This is a genomic window from Psychrobacter immobilis (assembly GCF_904846175.1).
GTDB classification, from domain to species: domain Bacteria; phylum Pseudomonadota; class Gammaproteobacteria; order Pseudomonadales; family Moraxellaceae; genus Psychrobacter; species Psychrobacter immobilis_E.
The window spans coordinates 316,028-334,338 of record NZ_CAJGZM010000001.1 but is presented as its reverse complement, the minus strand read 5'-3'; the positions used below and the strand labels follow the sequence as shown (position 1 = coordinate 334,338).

The 18,311-nt window shown below is 43.2% G+C and carries 15 protein-coding genes; 12 read left to right on the top strand and 3 right to left on the bottom strand.

Annotated features, from left to right (window positions below; all coding sequences use genetic code 11):
* Positions 1-10 precede the first annotated feature (10 nt).
* From JMW39_RS01370 to JMW39_RS01335, 8 genes are all read left to right on the top strand, one after another.
* The gene (locus JMW39_RS01370; protein WP_201543133.1) at positions 11-1,171 is read left to right on the top strand and encodes a ParB/RepB/Spo0J family partition protein; all 1,161 of its coding nucleotides are present in this window, start codon (positions 11-13) and stop codon (positions 1,169-1,171) included.
* A 79-nt stretch (positions 1,172-1,250) separates the two neighbouring features.
* Positions 1,251-1,994 (top strand): MotA/TolQ/ExbB proton channel family protein, encoded by a 744-nt coding sequence (locus JMW39_RS01365; RefSeq protein WP_201543132.1) that lies wholly within the window; start codon positions 1,251-1,253, stop codon positions 1,992-1,994.
* A 100-nt stretch (positions 1,995-2,094) separates the two neighbouring features.
* Positions 2,095-2,538, top strand: a complete 444-nt coding sequence (locus JMW39_RS01360) for an ExbD/TolR family protein (protein ID WP_201543131.1) — start codon at positions 2,095-2,097, stop codon at positions 2,536-2,538.
* Between the two features lie 144 nt (positions 2,539-2,682).
* Positions 2,683-4,470, top strand: a complete 1,788-nt coding sequence (msbA, locus tag JMW39_RS01355; RefSeq protein ID WP_201543130.1) for a lipid A export permease/ATP-binding protein MsbA — start codon at positions 2,683-2,685, stop codon at positions 4,468-4,470.
* A 90-nt stretch (positions 4,471-4,560) separates the two neighbouring features.
* Positions 4,561-5,670 (top strand): tetraacyldisaccharide 4'-kinase, encoded by a 1,110-nt coding sequence (gene lpxK, locus JMW39_RS01350; RefSeq protein ID WP_201543129.1) that lies wholly within the window; start codon positions 4,561-4,563, stop codon positions 5,668-5,670.
* 38 nt (positions 5,671-5,708) lie between these two features.
* Entirely contained in the window at positions 5,709-6,557 is an 849-nt protein-coding gene (kdsB, locus tag JMW39_RS01345; protein ID WP_201543128.1) for a 3-deoxy-manno-octulosonate cytidylyltransferase, read from the top strand.
* Positions 6,558-6,739: 182 nt separating this feature from the next.
* Entirely contained in the window at positions 6,740-7,858 is a 1,119-nt protein-coding gene (locus JMW39_RS01340) for a DNA polymerase III subunit delta' (protein WP_413786209.1), read from the top strand.
* Between the two features lie 40 nt (positions 7,859-7,898).
* Positions 7,899-8,246 (top strand): PilZ domain-containing protein, encoded by a 348-nt coding sequence (locus JMW39_RS01335; protein ID WP_201543126.1) that lies wholly within the window; start codon positions 7,899-7,901, stop codon positions 8,244-8,246.
* Positions 8,247-8,381: 135 nt separating this feature from the next.
* Here JMW39_RS01335 and ppk2 read toward each other — a convergent pair whose 3' ends face one another.
* Both ppk2 and JMW39_RS01325 read right to left on the bottom strand, forming a co-directional pair.
* Entirely contained in the window at positions 8,382-9,395 is a 1,014-nt protein-coding gene (gene ppk2 / locus JMW39_RS01330) for a polyphosphate kinase 2 (RefSeq protein ID WP_265088426.1), read from the bottom strand.
* A 285-nt stretch (positions 9,396-9,680) separates the two neighbouring features.
* Positions 9,681-11,333, bottom strand: a complete 1,653-nt coding sequence (locus JMW39_RS01325) for an acetyl-CoA C-acetyltransferase (protein WP_201543125.1) — start codon at positions 11,331-11,333, stop codon at positions 9,681-9,683.
* Positions 11,334-11,952: 619 nt separating this feature from the next.
* Between JMW39_RS01325 and JMW39_RS01320 the strand changes: the two genes are divergently transcribed.
* The 4 genes from JMW39_RS01320 to JMW39_RS01305 all read left to right on the top strand — a co-directional run bounded on the left by JMW39_RS01320 (position 11,953) and on the right by JMW39_RS01305 (position 16,985).
* Entirely contained in the window at positions 11,953-13,353 is a 1,401-nt protein-coding gene (locus JMW39_RS01320; RefSeq protein ID WP_201543124.1) for a 3-oxoacyl-ACP reductase, read from the top strand.
* A gap of 453 nt (positions 13,354-13,806) precedes the next feature.
* A complete protein-coding gene (locus tag JMW39_RS01315; RefSeq protein ID WP_201543123.1) occupies positions 13,807-14,721 on the top strand; it encodes a MaoC family dehydratase in 915 nt (304 codons plus the stop codon).
* A 48-nt stretch (positions 14,722-14,769) separates the two neighbouring features.
* The gene (locus JMW39_RS01310; protein ID WP_201543122.1) at positions 14,770-15,339 is read left to right on the top strand and encodes a beta-lactamase hydrolase domain-containing protein; all 570 of its coding nucleotides are present in this window, start codon (positions 14,770-14,772) and stop codon (positions 15,337-15,339) included.
* Between the two features lie 152 nt (positions 15,340-15,491).
* A complete protein-coding gene (locus tag JMW39_RS01305; protein WP_201543121.1) occupies positions 15,492-16,985 on the top strand; it encodes a serine hydrolase domain-containing protein in 1,494 nt (497 codons plus the stop codon).
* Positions 16,986-17,013: 28 nt separating this feature from the next.
* Here JMW39_RS01305 and JMW39_RS01300 read toward each other — a convergent pair whose 3' ends face one another.
* Complete coding sequence (locus tag JMW39_RS01300) at positions 17,014-18,261, bottom strand: cation:proton antiporter (RefSeq protein WP_201543120.1); 1,248 nt, start codon at positions 18,259-18,261, stop codon at positions 17,014-17,016.
* Positions 18,262-18,311 lie beyond the last annotated feature (50 nt).

The following is an 18,311-nucleotide window of genomic DNA, read 5'->3' as shown; positions in this document are numbered from 1 at the left end:
ATAGGTAATCATGGCAAAGAAAAGAGGGTTGGCTGCCAATCGAGGCTTAGATGCTTTATTAGGGTCAATCAAAAAAGAAAAACAAATTGCCGCCTCTGCCTTACAAGATGATACGGTGGTGCGCGAGCCTACTGTGTCAGATGCAATGTTAGAAACTGAAATATCAGAAGCCAACAGACAGCAACAGGATGCCAACACGGCAGGTAAAGCTGTAGATACAAAACCTATTAAAAAGCCTTCCGCCTCGTCAATCACAGATGAATCTACTGACAGCAATAGTCGTAAAGCGCGTACGACTAAGAAAATTCCTGCTAATAAAGCTCGTGGAAATGTGACAGATAATAGCGCCCCTGAAGACCAAATCAGCTTAGTACAAATCGATGTGACGCGTCTGCAAGCAGGTAAGTATCAACCGCGCCGTGATATGAGTGAAACGGCGCTGGCAGAATTGGCCTCTTCTATTGAGCAACATGGCGTCATGCAGCCGATTGTTATTCGTCCATTATTGGCGAATGAAGACAAAAGTGAGGCGTTGGTTACGCATGAAATTATCGCCGGTGAGCGCCGCTGGCGTGCGGCAAAAATGGCGGGTAAATCGGTTATACCAGCGATTGAGCGTGCGTTATCCGATGAGTTGGCCATTGCATTGGCACTGATTGAGAATATCCAGCGTGAAGACTTATCAGTGATTGAGCAGGCCGCCGCCTTACAACGTTTTCATACAGAGTTTGGTATGAGTCATGCCATGATTGCCGAAGTTGTTGGTAAGGCGCGTACCACGGTATCAAATCTGCTACGTTTAAATCAGCTCCATGATACGGTCAAAGACCATTTGGCAAACAGTGCTTTAGACATGGGGCACGCCCGTACATTGTTAGCATTGTCATCAGAACAGCAGCCTATCATTGCGCAAAAAATCATTGATGGTGGTATGACGGTGCGCGAGGCTGAAAAGCTGGTCAAGTCCATCCTGCAACCAGCCCCAAAAGCCAATCGCACTGAGCAAGTACAGTCTCGTGATGTTGAGCGTTTGACCCAGCGCTTGACCGATATGTTAGGGGCGGAAGTAAAGCTCAAACATAAAAAAGATGGGCAGGGTAGTGTTGAGATATTCTTTCATAGCCAAGATCAGTTAGCAGCCTTGATTAAGCATATAGAAGCGCAGGCTTAATGCTTTTTATGAGCCTGAACTAACTATTCAAATGTAAACCATCTTTTAATAATTTCTAAAAATATAGAAGAGAGTCATTATGTGGGAGCTGGTAAAAGCAGGTGGTTGGCTGATGACACCTATCGTGGTGTGCTCAATATTGGCATTGGTAATTATTATCGAACGTAGCCACACTTTGCAATTTAATAAGATTGTGCCCAATAGATTGCGCGAACAGCTGATAACTCGCCTACGTGAAAACGGAGATATTGGTCGTACGCAGTTGATGAATGTGAAAGAAAAAACCCCTTTGGGCGATATTCTAGCGACTGGCCTGCTTTACCGCCAATACGGCTTAGACTCGATGACGATGCATATGCAAAACCGTGCCAGTGTGCAAGTGCATCAGTTAGAAAAAAATATTAATATGCTTGGTACCATTGGAGCGATTGCGCCATTACTTGGTTTGTTGGGTACGGTATTAGGTATTATCTCGTCATTCTTAGCGATTACGGATGGTGCGATGCAAGACCCAACGATGTTGGCGGCTGGCGTGTCACAGGCTTTGATTACCACGGCTGCTGGTATGATTGTGGCTATCCCAGCTCTGGTTGCTTATCGTTATTTTCAGCGCCGCATTATCGATATCAATGCGCAGTTTGAGACCCAAGCGGGGCTCATGATTCAAGAGTTATATGATTATCATTTGTTAGATAATATTCCTAGTTCTGCTACGTTTCATGCAGGCAATCATACAGCAGTAGATAGCAAAGCGAGTCAAGTAAATAATGAGCTTTCTCTTGACACCTCAGATTTGGATAATACTGCAGCGGCGACTTTATGATAGCAACAGCGTTGTTGATTATTATTTGTTGAGCAAATAAATATAAGCATCTTAAAAAACATTAGGCACATTAAATATTAGGCACATTAAAGAGAGTGATATGCGCTTTAGAAAACCGACCGTTGAGCCGCTTGAAATCAATCTTACGCCGATGATTGATTGCTTATTATTTTTAATCGTATTTTTACTTTTAGCTACTTCGTTTAATCATTTTAGTCGCTTAAATATCATTCTTCCTGAAGCTGAGGGCGTAGCACTGACAGAAGAGAAAAACAGTATTGAAGTGGCCGTGCAAGAAGATGGTAGTTATTTGGTCAATGGCATTACGCTTGCCAGTAGCAACGAGGCTGAATTAACCAGCATGCTACAGCAAGAGGCGGGCAGTAATCGCGATATGCTATTTGTGATTGCTGCCGATGCGAATGCCACGCATCAATCCGTAGTACGCGTCATGGATATCGCTGGTAAATTGGGTTTTTTAAATTTAAATATCAGTACGGTTGTGCCACTTGGTCAGCCTTTACCGCAATCATCACAACAATAATTTTTATAGTATTTGATAAGATGGTAAAGCTCATTAAGCATTACCACCATTATTCTAAAAGCCTTTAATGCTTTATCTTATAAGCAATCGCCATTGCTGTGCACCTTTCATTAATTTCTTTTTTATACCTAAATTGAGGCTTTTATGAGCCAAGCTTATCAACCTGACTCTAAAAAAACTTCTGCTAATAAGCTATCGGCAGCGCCATCAAGTACGCCTAAGCATAAGACCTTATTACGTCTGTTAAGCTACCTTAAACCATATTGGTGGGCGCTATTGCTGATGGTTATCGGCTTTGCTATTAATGCGGCAACAGAGATTTGGATTGCCAAATTACTGCAATATATCACTGATGCCATTAATCAAAATGATCAAAGTAAGCAAGATTTATTTCCGTTTATTATTGTCCTGTTGTTTTTCGTTCGTGGTGTAGGGAGTTTTTTAGGTAACTACTATACAGCGTTAGTGTCGCGCAATCTTGTATATGAGCTACGTGTGCAAGTATTTAATAAGTTACTGCGTTTGCCAAGCTCGTTTTATTTAGCAAATCCAGCAGGGACGATTTCGTCCAAGCTGATTTTTGATGTTGAGCAGGTGACCGCAGCCAGCACTGATTCGATGAAAACCCTATTACGCGATGGCTTGACGGTCGTGGCTTTGATAGGTTTTTTGCTTTATAGCAACTGGCGTTTGACCTTGATTTTGTTCGTCGTGCTGCCACCGATTTTATGGCTGATACGGGTAGCCTCAAAGCGTTATTTAAAGCTTTCAAAGGGTATTCAAGAAACCATGGGCGATGTCAGTCATATCACCAATGAAGTGATTAATGGCTATCAAGTGGTTAAGAATTACGGTGGACAAGCTTACGAGGCTAAACGCTTTGATACCACGTCAAAGAAAAACCTGCGCCAAGGGATGAAGGTCGTTGTGACCAATAGCATCAATACTCCAGCCGTACAGCTATTAATGGCAATAGCCATGGCGGTAGTGGTGTGGCTCGCGCTGCGCCCTGCGGTGATAGATAATATTTCAGCAGGTGAGTTTATCTCTTACATTGCAGCGGCAGGCTTGTTAAGTAAGCCGGTGCGTTCATTGACTGATGTCAATCAACAGTTGCAAAGAGGGCTTGCGGCCGGCGAATCAATATTTGCTTTACTAGATGAGCGAGAAGAAGCAGATACCGGTGTACTTAATCCAATCTTAGCAGGTGAAATTAAACTGGATAATGTCAGCTTGGTTTATCCTGATTCAACTGTGGCGCTGCGTGACTTTACTTTAGACGTGCATGCAGGCGAGACGGTCGCATTGGTTGGGCGTAGTGGCGCTGGTAAATCTTCTTTAGTCAATTTACTTACCCGTACCTTAGACACTTCTGCTGGGCAAATTACCCTTGATGGTATGCCGATTGAAGACATTAAGCTTGAGAGCTTGCGGGCGCAGATTGCGATGGTCAATCAGCAAGTGGTGCTGTTTAATACCACGGTGTTTAATAATATAGCCTATGGCAGTCTGGCGGATAAAACCCAAGCTGAGGTTGAGCGAGCTGCAAAAGACGCTTTTGCCCATGATTTTATTATGAAAATGCCAAATGGCTATCAAAGTGAAATAGGCGCTGAAGGTTTGCAGCTGTCTGGTGGTCAACGCCAGCGTATCTCGATTGCTCGAGCACTATTAAAAGATGCGCCGATTTTGATTTTAGATGAAGCGACTAGTGCTTTAGATAATGAGTCAGAATACTATATTCAGCAAGCGCTGGATAATGTCATGAAAGACCGCACCACGCTAGTGATTGCACATCGTTTAACGACGATTGAGTCAGCGGATCGTATTGCTGTGCTAGATGGTGGTCAGATTGTAGAGCTCGGTACGCATGCAGAGTTGGTGCAATTGCACGGTCATTATGCGCAAATGTATGCTCGCGATTTTGAGTAAATGTGCTCAATGAACGTGTTGAATAAGTGCTCGTTCATAGTTTTTTTAGAATAAAAATCGCTGAATAAATAGGATAGATGGCACACCATCATGAGTATTGAAACCACAATGACACGTGCATGGCAACGTCAGACCGCTTGGCTCTGGCTACTGCTGCCTGTTAGTTGGTTGTATGGATTCGTCACGTTGATACGCCGTCAGGCTTATAAAGTAGGTCTGTTTGCAAGTTATCGTGCGCCTATTCCGGTGCTGGTTATCGGCAATATTACAGTGGGTGGCAGCGGCAAGACACCGTTAATCATTGCGTTAGTGAATCACTTGCAAAAGCAAGGTATAAAGGTAGGTATCATCAGTCGCGGTTATGGCGGTGATAGCAGTCAGATGCCAGCTTTGGTGCATGCTGATAGTTTGCCAAGCATCGTAGGTGATGAGCCTTCTTTAATTGTCAATATGACAGGCGCTGCTATGGCAGTATGCCCCAATCGTAAGCAAGCGATTACAACTTTATTAAAGGCTTATCCCGGTTTACAATTGATTATTGCCGATGATGGCTTGCAGCACTATGCGTTGCAACGCGATATCGAATGGATTGTGGTTGATGCGTCACGTGGCTTTGGTAATCAGCAGCTGCTACCAACCGGTTTTTTACGTGAACCTATGTCACGCTTAAAAGGCGCAAATGTGGTTTACCATGAAAAAGCCGATAGGAAGACTACTGATAATAAGAAAGCTCAATCTGACCGTTTAACGATGCATCTACAAGCTGATAAATTGCAGCTTTTATGGTCTTCTGCTGTTGAGATAGATGACTTAACTGTCGCAGCAAAAATGCCTATGCCACCTATGCCAAATAGTCGGATACATGCGGTAAGCGGTATCGGCTATCCACAGCGTTTTTTTGATACTTTAGCATCGCTCGGTTTCGATGTCATTGGTCATCCCTATCCGGATCATTATGATTTTAGCTTAGATGAGCTTTTACAGTATACCGAGCAGCCTATTATTGTCACCAGTAAAGACGCGGTTAAAATCAGAGCGTTACTAATAGATACGACTAACCGCCAACCACTTAGCGAGAAGTATCAAGAACTCGTTAATCGCTTATGGGTATTGCCAGTGACTGCGGTGTTATCGGACAGTTGCTATGACAGCTTACAGCAGCAATTAAAAGCTTTAAATATTGATATCAATGATGGCTAGAAGTCTAAAAGATTAGATAATTTTTATAGGAATAAATCATGTCGTCAGTCTTAACCTCAGCCAAAACAATAGTAGCAACAACTGAAACAACGCCCGCCAAAACGCATATTGTCATTCCTGCACGCTTTAAAAGTACCCGTCTGCCTGGTAAGCCATTGTTAAATATCCATGGTAAGCCGATGATACTTTGGGTAGCTGAAAAGGCACAGTTGGCTGATTTTGCCGATGATATGTGTATTGCCACGGATGATGAAGCAATTGCCAAAGTTTGTATGGAGGCAGGTTTCGATGTGGTAATGACCAGTAATGCTCATGCATCAGGAACTGATCGCTTGGCTGAGGTAGCAGCTATCAAAGGCTGGGCTGAGCATGATATCGTGGTCAATATGCAAGGTGATGAACCTTTGGTACCGGCATTGCTATTAGAGCAAGTCAAAGCGTTGTTGGTGCAAGATGCAGATAGCGTGATGGCGACTTTATGTGAACCTATCGAAGACTACGTGACTTTTATGCGCCCATCGGTCGTTAAAGTCGTCAGTCAGACGTCTGACCACCTACAGCGAGCATTGTATTTTAGTCGCGCGCCAATCCCTTGTGATCGTGATGCAGTATTGGCAAGCGACAGCGATATACCGCAGCAAGCACCAAAAAATGCTTATCGGCACCTGGGATTATATGCATACCGCGTCAGCTTATTGCAGCAGTTTGTACATTGGCCGCAAACGCCACTCGAAACACTGGAAAGCCTAGAGCAATTGCGGGTATTAGAAAATGGTGGCCATATTGCTATTGCCTCAGCAGCCTGTCATCTACCGGCAGGCGTCGATACCCAAGAAGATTTGGATCGTCTCAATGCCATGAGCTTAGTGGATTTTCAAAACTGTTGATATAGATAATTAATAATAGCCTAAGTAAATAAAACGGTATTTTTGTTAAAAATAATTGGTTTATTTGGTCTTTAAAGGTTTTAAGTGTATTAGTAGATTGAATATATTAAAGGTGTTCAGCGTGTTAAAGGTAGTGAACGCATTAAAAGCATTGAGCGATGACCATGAGGGAGATAACTGAAATGACCAGCACAGTGCCTTTGAGTGATAATATCTATTTTGCACCATTACTACCGTGGCAAAATGAGTTATGGTCACAGCTGACAAAGCGGGTATTAATGCCGCAGCAATCCTTACCGCATGCACTTTTAGCGGCTGGTATGCAAGGGATGGGAAAGCGTGCTTTCGTCTGGCGCTTGGTGGCATGGTTATTATGTCGTGAGCGCGATAGCCATCCGCTTGGGGCTTGTGGGACTTGCGAGAGCTGTCAATGGCTTAGATCCGGGACGCATCCAAGCTTACAAGTCTTGCCAATGATTAGTATGCCAGTCAGCGCCGATAATACTCGTGCTAAAGAAGCAGCAACTAGCACCGCAAAAGACAAAAAATCTGCCAAAGCTGCTAGTAACACTGCGTTAAAAATAAAAGTCGATGATATTCGTGCTTTACAGCCTTTTATTTATCAAGGCGGGCAGGGAATGCGGATTTGTGTACTAGATTATGCAGAGCAAATGACCGTTGCTGCCGCCAATGCGCTGCTTAAAACCTTAGAAGAGCCACAAGCGCAAGTACATTTATTTCTAATCAGTGATACTCCGGCGCAGTTACTGCCAACCATTAAGAGCCGTGTTCAGCAGCTGGCATTACAAACGATTGACCCTGCTGTTTCAGTTGATTATGTGACACAAGCACTGGGTAGTACGGTCAATCGTGAGGCGGTCAGTACGGCTGCCATTGAGCAGCTCATACAATTGGCAAATGGTGCACCTCTAGCAGCGGTTGCCCTTGCGCAAGCGCCTTGGTATAGCAAGCGCGCGCTATGGCTCACAACGTGGCAAGCGTTACGGAGCGGTAAACGCAGTAGCGTGGCGGCAAGCGACTATTGGCAAACCCAGTTGAGTATTAGCGAGTTTATTCAACTGTCTGAGCTGATGCTGGTTGATATGCGCCGTGTGTGTTTGGGTCTCGATGCACTGCAAAAAGACGTTGATTTATCCGCATCATTAAACAACTACAAACCTGCTGAGAGTGGATTTGAGGCGTTTATAAATAGTCTGCAACAAACAAAAATTGCCCTACAACAAAATGTGCAAGAAAAATTCGCTTATGATAAGCTGATGCAAGAATTGGCGTATTTATAAATTAAAATAATTTAAACCTCACTCATAAAGGAAGCGGACTATGGCAATGCCAGGACGTGGCGGGATTTTAACCTGTCATATTGAAGATATGGAAACGTTATACGCAAGCTATCTATCCTTTGTGACCAATGGCGCGTTATTTGTACCGTCTGATAGAATACAAAAACTGGGTGACGAGGTGTTTATTGCCGTGACTTTGCCTAATGCTAGCGAACGCTTACCTATGAATGGTAAAGTGGTTTGGATTAACTCTAAAAGCCAAAGCGGTCGACCAGCAGGTTTTGCTGTGCAGATAGGGACAGATATCGCTGGATTAAGAATTAAAAATGAGGTCGAGCGTTTATTGGCCGGTAAGATTGATAGCTTACAATCGACTTATACCATGTAGTGTTTCTACAGATCAGCAATTGTATTCGCTATGACTAAGATAATAGTTAGCGAAAGAAAAAAAGCAGCCTTATATATTTATAAGGCTGCTTTTTTTGTCAATAAAATTTCTTAAATAAGACGTGAATGAATGTGTTTAATAACGAGGTGGCACATACATATCATCAGGAATTGGCTCGCGGTAGTATTCATCATCGCGCTTACGTTCAGGCAATTCAATCTCATCACGCGGTACTTCTTGATAAGGGATTTGTTCAAGCAAATGGGCAATACAGTTTAGTCGTGCGCGTTTTTTATTATTACCTTCAACCACCCACCACGGGGCTTCAGGAATATGCGTGCGCTCAAACATGGTCTCTTTAGCTTTGGTATAATCCTCCCAGCGGCGGCGTGATTGCAAGTCCATCGCTGACAGTTTCCACTGTTTAAGAGGGTCGTGAATCCGGCTCATAAAACGTGAATGCTGCTCATCATCGGTAATCGAAAACCAGTACTTGACCAAACGAATACCTGAGCGTACCAGCATGCGCTCAAATTCAGGTACCGATTGAAAGAATTCTTCGTACTGGGCGTCGGTACAAAATCCCATGACACGCTCGACACCCACACGGTTATACCAGCTGCGATCAAACAAGACGATTTCACCAGCGGCAGGTAGATGCGCTACATAGCGCTGGAAATACCACTGTGATTGTTCACGTTCTGTTGGAGCCGGTAAGGCTGCAACGCGGCAAACACGTGGGTTTAAGCGCTGAGTAATACGCTTGATAGCGCCACCCTTACCAGCAGAATCACGCCCTTCAAATATCACCACAATACGTTCACCGTATTCAACCACCCAATCTTGTAGTTTGATAAGTTCTCTTTGCAGCCGCAATAACTCTTGAAAATAGGTACGGCGATCAAGCTTTTCTTGCTCACTCATCTCGCGCCCATCAAAACGAAAGTCGCGCACGTAATCGTCTATCTCATTTTCAAGCTCTTCATCATAGCTATCTATCAAGTCTTGATGCATTTTGCGGCGCAGCTCATCGCCGAACACTTCTTTATCCATTCGGGCAATGAAACTCTCCTGTTCAAGTGCTGACAGTTCTTGCCGCTTTGGTGTTTTTAAGGTTTGCTGATTAATTGATGAGGTATCCTTGCTCATAGTAAGCTCCTAATAAATATTTTTATGGCTGCCTTTTATTGTTACTGTGTTTTATTATTAAAATTCTTTATATGACAACCTTTTATATGAATGCCCTTTATAAAGCTATTTTAACATATCTAATGATGCAGCTATGAGTGAGCAGTGTTTGCTTGTTGCATTCGCTTTATAACACTTTCATTTAGACAAAAAAAACACCCTCTAATCATTGGATTAAAGGGTGTTTTAAAAGCTTAACACTATTTATTAACTAATGGCTTATTGCTAATGACATCAGTGAGAAAATTATTTCTCTAGGATGCAAGTAACACCTTGACCACCAGCGGCGCAGATAGAGATAAGCGCGCGACCTGAACCTTTTTGGTCTAACAGTTTGGCAGCAGTGGCTAGGATACGACCACCGGTTGCAGCAAATGGGTGACCTGCGGCAAGTGATGAACCATTGACGTTTAGCTTGCTACGATCGATAGAACCTAGTGGCGCATCAAGACCTAGACGCTCTGCACAGAATTTCTCATCTTCCCAAGCAGCAAGGGTTGATAGCACTTGTGAGGCAAATGCTTCATGAATCTCATAAAAGTCAAAATCTTGTAAGGTCAGACCAGCACGCTCAAGCATACGCGGTACCGCATAAGCTGGCGCCATCAGTAAGCCTTCTTTGTCGCCAGACTTACCGATAAAGTCCACAGCCGCCGTTTCTTGATGAACGATATAAGCCAATGGCTTAAGACCATGTGCTGCTGCCCACTCATCAGTACCTAATAGTACGCAAGAAGCACCATCGGTTAGTGGCGTAGAGTTAGCCGCTGTCATGGTCGGGTTGGCGTTCTTTTTACCAAACACAGGTTTCAATTTAGCCAGTTTTTCAAGCGTGGTATCTGGGCGCAAGTTATTGTCACGCGTCAAACCTTTATATGGGGTGATTAGGTCATCAAAGAAACCTTCATCATAAGCGCGCGCTAGGTTTTGATGGCTAGTAAAAGCAAGCTCATCTTGTGCTTCACGGCTGATGTTCCACTCAAGTGTGGTAATCGCTTGATGGTCGCCCATTGATAAACCAGTACGTGGCTCGCCATTCTGCGGAGTATCTAGTAAGTCTTTTGGATTTAAACCCATTAGCGCTTTTAGACGTTGTTTGTTGTCTTTAGCCGCGCCCAATTTAATCAATACTTTACGTAAGCCATCGCCAACTGCGATAGGCGCGTCAGAAGTCGTATCAACACCGCCAGTAATGGCTGAATCGATAATACCAAGGGCGATTTTATTGGCAGAAGCAAACGTTGCTTGTAAGCCAGTACCACAAGCTTGTGAGATATCATACGTTGGAGTATGTGGGTTCAATGCTGTGCTTAATGTCGCTTCACGCGTTAAGTTGATATCACGGCTCAGCTTCATGACCGCGCCGGCAACCACTTCACCGACTTTCTTATCTTGTAAATTAAAGCGTTCAACCAAACCATCTAATGCTGCCGTTAGCATGTCGGTGTTGCTGACATCTGCGTATGTACCGTTTGAACGAGCAAAAGGAATACGGTTGCCGCCTAAGATAGCCACGCGATGTTGACCTGAGCTAAGCTTGGTTGGGCTGGCTTTTTTAGCCGTCGTATTGGTTTTGTTAGCGCTAGTCGTGTCTGCTTTTTTATCAGCTTCTTTCGGTTTGTTGTCGTCTTTCGCAGCGGTATTTTTACTGTCTTTGGCGGCGCTGTCTTTTTTAGAGTCGTCTTTCTTAGAGCTGTCTGTTTTTACATCAGAAGCTTTAGTGTCCGCTTTTTTCGACTCAGTCGCTTTTGAATTTGCTACTGTATCAAACACGTTTGGCTGCTTAGCATCTTTAGTCGCTGACTCTTTCGCAGCAATTTCGGTATTTTTTGTATCGCTAGCCTTTACAACAGTGCTTTCAACAACAGGGCTATCAGGGTGATTGTTTTTATTACTCATAATATTATCCTTAAAAAGTATGGGTAGAAGTAAAAAGGTAAAAACATAATAATTAAAAGAAAAACACAGTAAACAGTTCTTAATAAAGGAGCGTAAAATGTTTCTATAAAATAAATTCAGCTATTATCAAAAATGCAGTGGCTCATGATAAGGCGTTTTTTAGCACCTTACTGTATGTCTTTAGCAAATGATGTGACGCTACTTTTAAGCTATCGCAAGGGTTAATAACTTTTCACGCCAGTCAACAGCAGGCAATTGGACTGGCTAGTGTTGATTATTTGCATTGCATAACAGGCTATTTGATAATATATTGTTATCTATAAATGCTTTTGCCATAACTTATACGTTAAATTTTAGCATAAGTTGGGCGTTTTGAACGCTAGAAAAAGTTGCCATCTTGTATACTGGCTTGTCTACAGATTGTTATAGACATTAGTGGCTTTTGTACTTGTTTCGCATGGAAGTGTATAGTTGATGCAGTTTTAAGCCCACTTACTAAATACTAATAATTTTTATCAATGCTAATGCGGGTGAGTCTTTATAATACGCGCATCGTATTTTTGTTTACTATTATCTGCCCGCCCATTTTTATTTTACTCGTTAATTATAGGATTATATTATGTCAGACCGTTATGGTGATTTTGTTCAGTCTTCTATTGGTAAAAAAGTAGCAAAAAACTTAGGCTTACCGATGCCAGTAGATTTAGATCGTTTTGATAGTGGTCAGCCTGCGGTACGTGGTAGCGTATTGGTTGGTCGCGCTAATGGTGACAATACAGCGATCAGCGAGTCAGTAGCTCGTATTTTGTCAGAGCTGCACGCTGACGTGTTTGTAAATAGCAGTGATAATGTGAAAGATGCGCTGTCTGATGCTGGCGTTAAAGCCAAGGCCAATACAGGCGGCGATGATAAATTTAAAGTTTTATTATTTGATGCCAGTAATATCAGTAACGCGGATGAGCTAAAGCAAGTGTATGAATTTTTTCATGCCGTTGCGCGCCGCGTTGAAAAATCAGGTCGCGTTATTGTCATCGGTCGTCCACCAGAAGACCTCACGGATATTGAAGCAGCATTGGCTCAGCGCGCGCTTGAAGGTTTTGTAAAGTCGGTCGGTAAAGAGTTTAAGCGTGGTATCACGGCCCAGCTTATTTATGTTGCCGAAGGCGCTGAGAAAAACCTAGATTCAACATTACGTTTTTTCACCTCAGCACGTTCAGCTTACGTTTCAGGACAAGTGGTACGTGTTAGCAACGGCGATAACGTTGACGTTGATTGGGCACAGCCTTTGGGCGGCAAAACCATGCTGGTTACGGGCGCAAGTCGCGGTATTGGCGAAGCAATTGCCCGTGTCTTGGCACGCGAAGGCGCTCACGTTATTTGTCTTGATGTACCACAGCAGCAAGCTGACTTACAAAAAGTCGCGAGCGAAATCAGTGGTTCGGTTTTGACAGTCGACATCACTAGTGAAGATGCGGGCAAAGAAATCGCCGAAGCCGCGCAAAAACGTGGTGGTCTAGATTCAGTGATTCATAATGCTGGTATCACGCGTGACAAAACGCTCGCCAATATGGATGAGCAAAAATGGGATATGGTCATCAATATTAACTTGGGCAGTATTGCCAAGCTAAACCGCTACTTGCTTGATAATGATGTGCTAAAAGAAAACGCGCGTATTGTTTGCGTTTCATCAATCTCAGGTATCGCTGGTAACTTAGGTCAAAGTAACTATGCGACTTCTAAAGCAGGCGTTATTGGTTTAGTAAATGCCACTGCTAAACAGTTAGAAGACAATGCGAAAGGTATGACGATTAACGCTGTTGCTCCAGGATTTATCGAAACGCAAATGACAGAAGCGATTCCTTTTGCTATTCGTGAAGCCGGTCGCCGTATGAACTCAATGAGCCAAGGCGGCTTGCCAGTAGACGTGGCAGAGACGATTGCATGGTTTGCTTCACCAGCATCTGGTGGTCTAAATGGCAACATTGTACGCGTTTGTGGTCAAAGCTTATTGGGTGCTTAGTAGATATACTGCAGGAAAAATTATGCTTAATAACATAGATAATTAATTTCAATTAAGCCTGCACTAAGTATATGATAACCAGTAAGGTTTTAGATTTACCTCACATATGCTTACGAAAAAATTGCTGATAAATTGTAATAAAGCTGCCCTAGGGTGGCTTTTTTATGATAAAAACACAGTAATAATAACTTGCACGGTTTGTTAGATGGTTTTTCACGTTGGTGGCGGGTTATTACTATAATGATAAATAGCTGTATTGGGTAAAGGGAGTGACCCGCTTTGTTGGGCGAAATTACCTTTTAATCAAAACCTATATTAATCAAAATAAGTGTCAGTATTAATCAAAGTAATTGTTAATCAAGTCAATATCAGTCAAAGCTCTTACTAATAAACGAATGCATCGCATTTTACATCTAGCCAGAAAATTTGCTCAAGCCCCACTTAGGATTTATTATGTCAGACAAACATTATGATGCGTTGCCAAAAGCGCATATCACTTATGCTAATATCGTCAAAAGTTTATTGCCTATCGGTAATAGCGGTAAAATCAGTCGTGATCAATTGCCACAAGCGACCTATTATGTAGATGACTTGCACATCGATCAAAACAATCTTGATGACTACCGTAAGATTTGTGGTTTCGCTGACAACGGCAAAGTGCCTGTGACGTATTTTTCGGTCTTATCACAGACGTTGCAAATGAATATGATGGTCAAAGAGCCGTTTCCATTTGCCATGCTAGGATTGGTACACGTGGATAATAGCGTCACTCAGTACCGTCCTATCGGTGAGCGTGAAACGGTTGCCATGGCAGTGAAATTTGATAATCTACGTGACCATGCCCAAGGTCAGCAGTTTGATTTTGTTACCACGGTAAAATCAAACGATGAAGTTATTTGGGAAGGGACGTCTACTTATTTATCACGCGGTAAAAAATCTAGCAGCAAAGATAAAAAAAGCACGCCGCGCCCAGTAACCGTGAAGCCAGCAGTCAATCAAGACGGTGTGCACAGCATCTTTGAAGTACCAGAAGATATCGGTCGTCGTTATGCGTTTGTTTCAGGTGACTTTAACCTTATCCATCTGCATCCGCTATCAGCACGCGCGTTTGGTTTCCCTAAAGCCATTGCTCATGGCATGTGGTCAAAGGCTAAGTGTCTGGCTTTGATGGATGAGCTACCAGATGCTTATACGGTTGAGGTATCATTTAAGCTGCCTATCTTCTTACCAGCTGAAGTAGAGCTGATTGCAGAACCAGTTGCGCAGCTTAAAAATGCAGAAGATACTTGTGAGTTTGGCTTATATAGCGCTAAGAATGATAAGCCGCATCTTGCAGGTGTGATTAAATTGCAAGCTGACAATAAGTAGTATAGGCCATATTTCTAATATTCATATTTCACGAACACATTACTAATTATGACTTTACATGAAAATGCAATAAGTGCAGTTGAGCCTGATAGCTCAGCTGTGATAGACCAAAGCGCTACCGATGAGCAAAGCGACGTTAACCAAAAAAACGCTGCAAGCGTTATAGATAACGGTATCAATTTAGCAAGTATCTTTGAGCCTTATTTTCGTCCTGATGAAAATACGATTGTTTGCGGTGCGCTCGATGAAAAAAAAGTAGCTGCTTTGGCGGCCGCTGGCGTTGAGTTGGTGATTAACCTGCAGCCTGATGACGAGCTAAGTTTTGATGAACGAGCAGCGGTCGAGGGTGCTGGCATGGCTTATGAGCAGCTACCTATAAGCGGCGCGAATGATTTAAAACAGCTAAAGATATTGGCGTTTGATAATATCTTACGTCAGCATCATGGCAAAAAGACCGTTATGCATTGTGGCTCTGGTAATCGTGCTGGCGCAGCAATCGCACTGCGTGCTGGATGGCTACGTGGGCGTAAAATGGATACCGCTTTGGAGCGCGGACGTAGTCATGGGTTGACGAAGCTTGAAGAAGAGGTTCATAATCGTTTATTAGTGCCGCGTTAAGCTATCGTCGATTTCATTTAAACTGATTAGCAGGGCTCAACAAAAAGGCGACCAATAGGTTGCCTTTTTATTGAGTAAATTTTATCAGCATGTGGTCTTTAAGTGTAAGAACGGTTTTTTATAACTCAGATTAAAAATAAAGCGAGTAAATAATGATAAAAAATAATGCGCAAGCAAATAATAATAACGTCCATCAAGCAAGTGAACTGAATCAATCAATTGTATCTATTAACCCTGAACTTCAACAACGATTACAACAATTGCTAACATATTTACAGCTTGATGATGCGCCAGCTGGTGGCGCATTGGTGGTTTATCAGGCGGGGCAATGCATTGCAAAAGCCAGTGTGGGAATGTCACGAGCGGATTTGCCATGGAGCTCTGATACTTTATCGCTTAATTTTTCGACGGGTAAAGGTGTTTTAGCGACTTTGGTGCATGTGTTGGTCTCACAGCAATTACTCAATTATGACCGACCGATTGCTGAGTACTGGCCAGCTTTTGCCGCGCAGGGAAAAGAGCAGATTACTTTACGTAGCGTGATGTCGCATCAGGCCAATTTGTTTTCGATTCAGAGTATCGATGTCGATCATGAAGCTGTGCTCGATTGGAATATGATGCTAGAGAAAGTTGCCGCCATGCCGATAACGTTGCCAGAAGAGAGCGATTTATATGATAGCGCTTATAGTGCATTGGTTTATGGTTGGGTCTTGGGTGGCGTGATAGAAGCCGTTACCGATATGTCGTTAGCTGAGGCACTGCGCCATTATTTGACCGAGCCTCTAGGGATTGCAGATAGCTGTTATTTTGGCATACCAGAAAACAAGGTAAACGATGTTGCGCATCTGGTTAAGTATTTTGAGACAGCAGAGCAGATAGCAGAGCAAGAAGGCGATTTAGCAACAAACCAAGAAAGCAGTCAACGAGGCAGCCCAAAAAAATCGCAACCGCATCCTCGCCGCAGCAAGCCAGTATTAAGGGCAGACTCTGCCAACACCTTGTACACTTATACCAGTCTACCAAGCTATGTTTGTTGGCAAAAAAAAGCGCTAACCAATCAAACAAGCACAAATGGCAGCACAAACGAAAGCACAAAGTTAGATGAGCTACCAAGTCTAGATACGGCAAAAATTAATCGCTTATACTTTAATAATAGTCAGCTCAATCTAAAAAACTATAAATCAGCCCTTATATTAGCCAATAAACAGTCTATTGATTATTATGATAAACGGACGTTACAAGCCATTATTCCTGCTGCCAATGGCGTGGCCTCAGCACAAGCATTAGCGACTATTTATGCCATGCTAGCTAGTGGCGGTACATGGCAGGGGCAGACACTGATTGATGAGGAAACATTCAATGAGCTATCAACCCCGCAATTTACCGGAATGGATGCAGTGATGCCTGCAAAAATGAATTGGCGTTTGGGCTATCATCGCAGGTTTAGTCTTTGTGACAGCGAAGGTAGCAATGATAGGGCGCAAGGCTTTGGTCATATGGGCTATAACGGCTCGGTTGCTTGGTGTGATCCTGCGCGGCAACTGTCATTTGCCTTTATCCATAACTTTGATGTAACGATGCTCAATGACATCCGTCAGTTTGCGCTAACGGAAGCGGTATTGGATTTGGTGGATGCTAACAGATAAGTTTGATTAGCATCATGAGCAATTGATACTAGTGCGACTTATTAGGCGTCATTTTAAGCAGCCTTGTCGCACTTAAACCATGGATAAAGATTGAGGTTAAAATCACAATGGAGCACACTATCCAAAGTTTAAGGGCATCTTCATTATTAAAAAATCCTTGATTGAGCGCATAAGATAAATAATATAAGGTGCCAATACCGCGAATACCGAGGGCAGAAATAGCGTATTTTTCGGTACGTGGAAGATTCAATCCTGATAAAGCTATAAAGCCGCCAATAGGACGAATCATTAATAAAAAGGTAAAGCTGACGATATAGACGCGCCACGTCAGCTCAACTCCAGCTTGCAAGCCTTGACCTAAGAACATGCCAAATATAACAAGCACTAAGGACATCAGCAAACCTTCTGATTGTTCAGCAAAATCGTGCAACTTATGATGATAGCTGTGTTCACGCTCTGAGCGCCGAAAGGCAAAGGCGGCGACAAACACCGCAATAAACCCATAGCTATGCACGTATTCTGCCAGTCCATAGGCGAGCAATGTGATGGCAATCACCACATATCCTTGAGAAATAGTGGTGTTATGGCTGTACTTTGAAAAGACCAGTTTTGCTAAAACTTTACCAACGACAATCCCAACCACCAAACCTGCGCCAATTTTCCACAGTACATCATGGGCGAACCAAGACCAAAGCATCTCACCCGTGAACTGCTGACCTCCGTTATAGGCTTCCGCTATCTTAATCGCGAGATAAACAAAAGGAAACGCTAACCCATCATTTAACCCTGCTTCTGACGTCAAGGTAAAGCGCGGTGCGTCTTCACCACCGGTATTAGGCGGCCCAACTTGAATGCTAGAGGCCAGTACAGGGTCAGTCGGGGCCAGTACAGCGCCAAGTAATATAGCAGCACCTAGCGTCAAACCAAAAGCATAATAGCCTAGGACGGCCATCGCAAAAATACCAATCGGCATGGTAATAAGCAGTAATCGGACGGTCGGACGCCATAATCGCCATGACAGCTCAGTGTCAATCTTGATACCTGCACCCACCAATGAAACCAATACGACAATTTCGGTCAGTTTTTCGATAATGAGACCATTATCCATTGGATTTAAAAAAGATAAACTCGTCCACCAATAACCCATCAGTAAACCAAAACTCACTTGCAACATGGGTAATGAGATGGGCGTACGTTTAAAGATAATAGGAAACAGCGCCCCAAATAAAAAGGCAATGCCGCAGACCAATAAGAATACATTATAATTTTCAATCATAAGCTTGATGCACGCTATTTTATTGGGTCTAAAATTTGATATTAGAGGGT

Bases quoted from the DNA above. Each gene is read 5' to 3' on its own strand.
- JMW39_RS01320 (WP_201543124.1), top strand. From the start codon at position 11,953: ATGTCAGACCGTTATGGTGATTTTGTTCAGTCTTCTATTGGTAAAAAA.
- JMW39_RS01340 (WP_413786209.1), top strand. From the start codon at position 6,740: ATGACCAGCACAGTGCCTTTGAGTGATAATATCTATTTTGCACCATTA.
- JMW39_RS01370 (WP_201543133.1), top strand. From the start codon at position 11: ATGGCAAAGAAAAGAGGGTTGGCTGCCAATCGAGGCTTAGATGCTTTA.
- kdsB (WP_201543128.1), top strand. From the start codon at position 5,709: ATGTCGTCAGTCTTAACCTCAGCCAAAACAATAGTAGCAACAACTGAA.
- JMW39_RS01300 (WP_201543120.1), bottom strand. From the start codon at position 18,261: ATGATTGAAAATTATAATGTATTCTTATTGGTCTGCGGCATTGCCTTT.
- JMW39_RS01325 (WP_201543125.1), bottom strand. From the start codon at position 11,333: ATGAGTAATAAAAACAATCACCCTGATAGCCCTGTTGTTGAAAGCACT.
- JMW39_RS01310 (WP_201543122.1), top strand. From the start codon at position 14,770: ATGACTTTACATGAAAATGCAATAAGTGCAGTTGAGCCTGATAGCTCA.
- lpxK (WP_201543129.1), top strand. From the start codon at position 4,561: ATGAGTATTGAAACCACAATGACACGTGCATGGCAACGTCAGACCGCT.
- JMW39_RS01315 (WP_201543123.1), top strand. From the start codon at position 13,807: ATGTCAGACAAACATTATGATGCGTTGCCAAAAGCGCATATCACTTAT.
- JMW39_RS01365 (WP_201543132.1), top strand. From the start codon at position 1,251: ATGTGGGAGCTGGTAAAAGCAGGTGGTTGGCTGATGACACCTATCGTG.
- JMW39_RS01305 (WP_201543121.1), top strand. From the start codon at position 15,492: ATGATAAAAAATAATGCGCAAGCAAATAATAATAACGTCCATCAAGCA.
- JMW39_RS01360 (WP_201543131.1), top strand. From the start codon at position 2,095: ATGCGCTTTAGAAAACCGACCGTTGAGCCGCTTGAAATCAATCTTACG.
- msbA (WP_201543130.1), top strand. From the start codon at position 2,683: ATGAGCCAAGCTTATCAACCTGACTCTAAAAAAACTTCTGCTAATAAG.
- JMW39_RS01335 (WP_201543126.1), top strand. From the start codon at position 7,899: ATGGCAATGCCAGGACGTGGCGGGATTTTAACCTGTCATATTGAAGAT.
- ppk2 (WP_265088426.1), bottom strand. From the start codon at position 9,395: ATGAGCAAGGATACCTCATCAATTAATCAGCAAACCTTAAAAACACCA.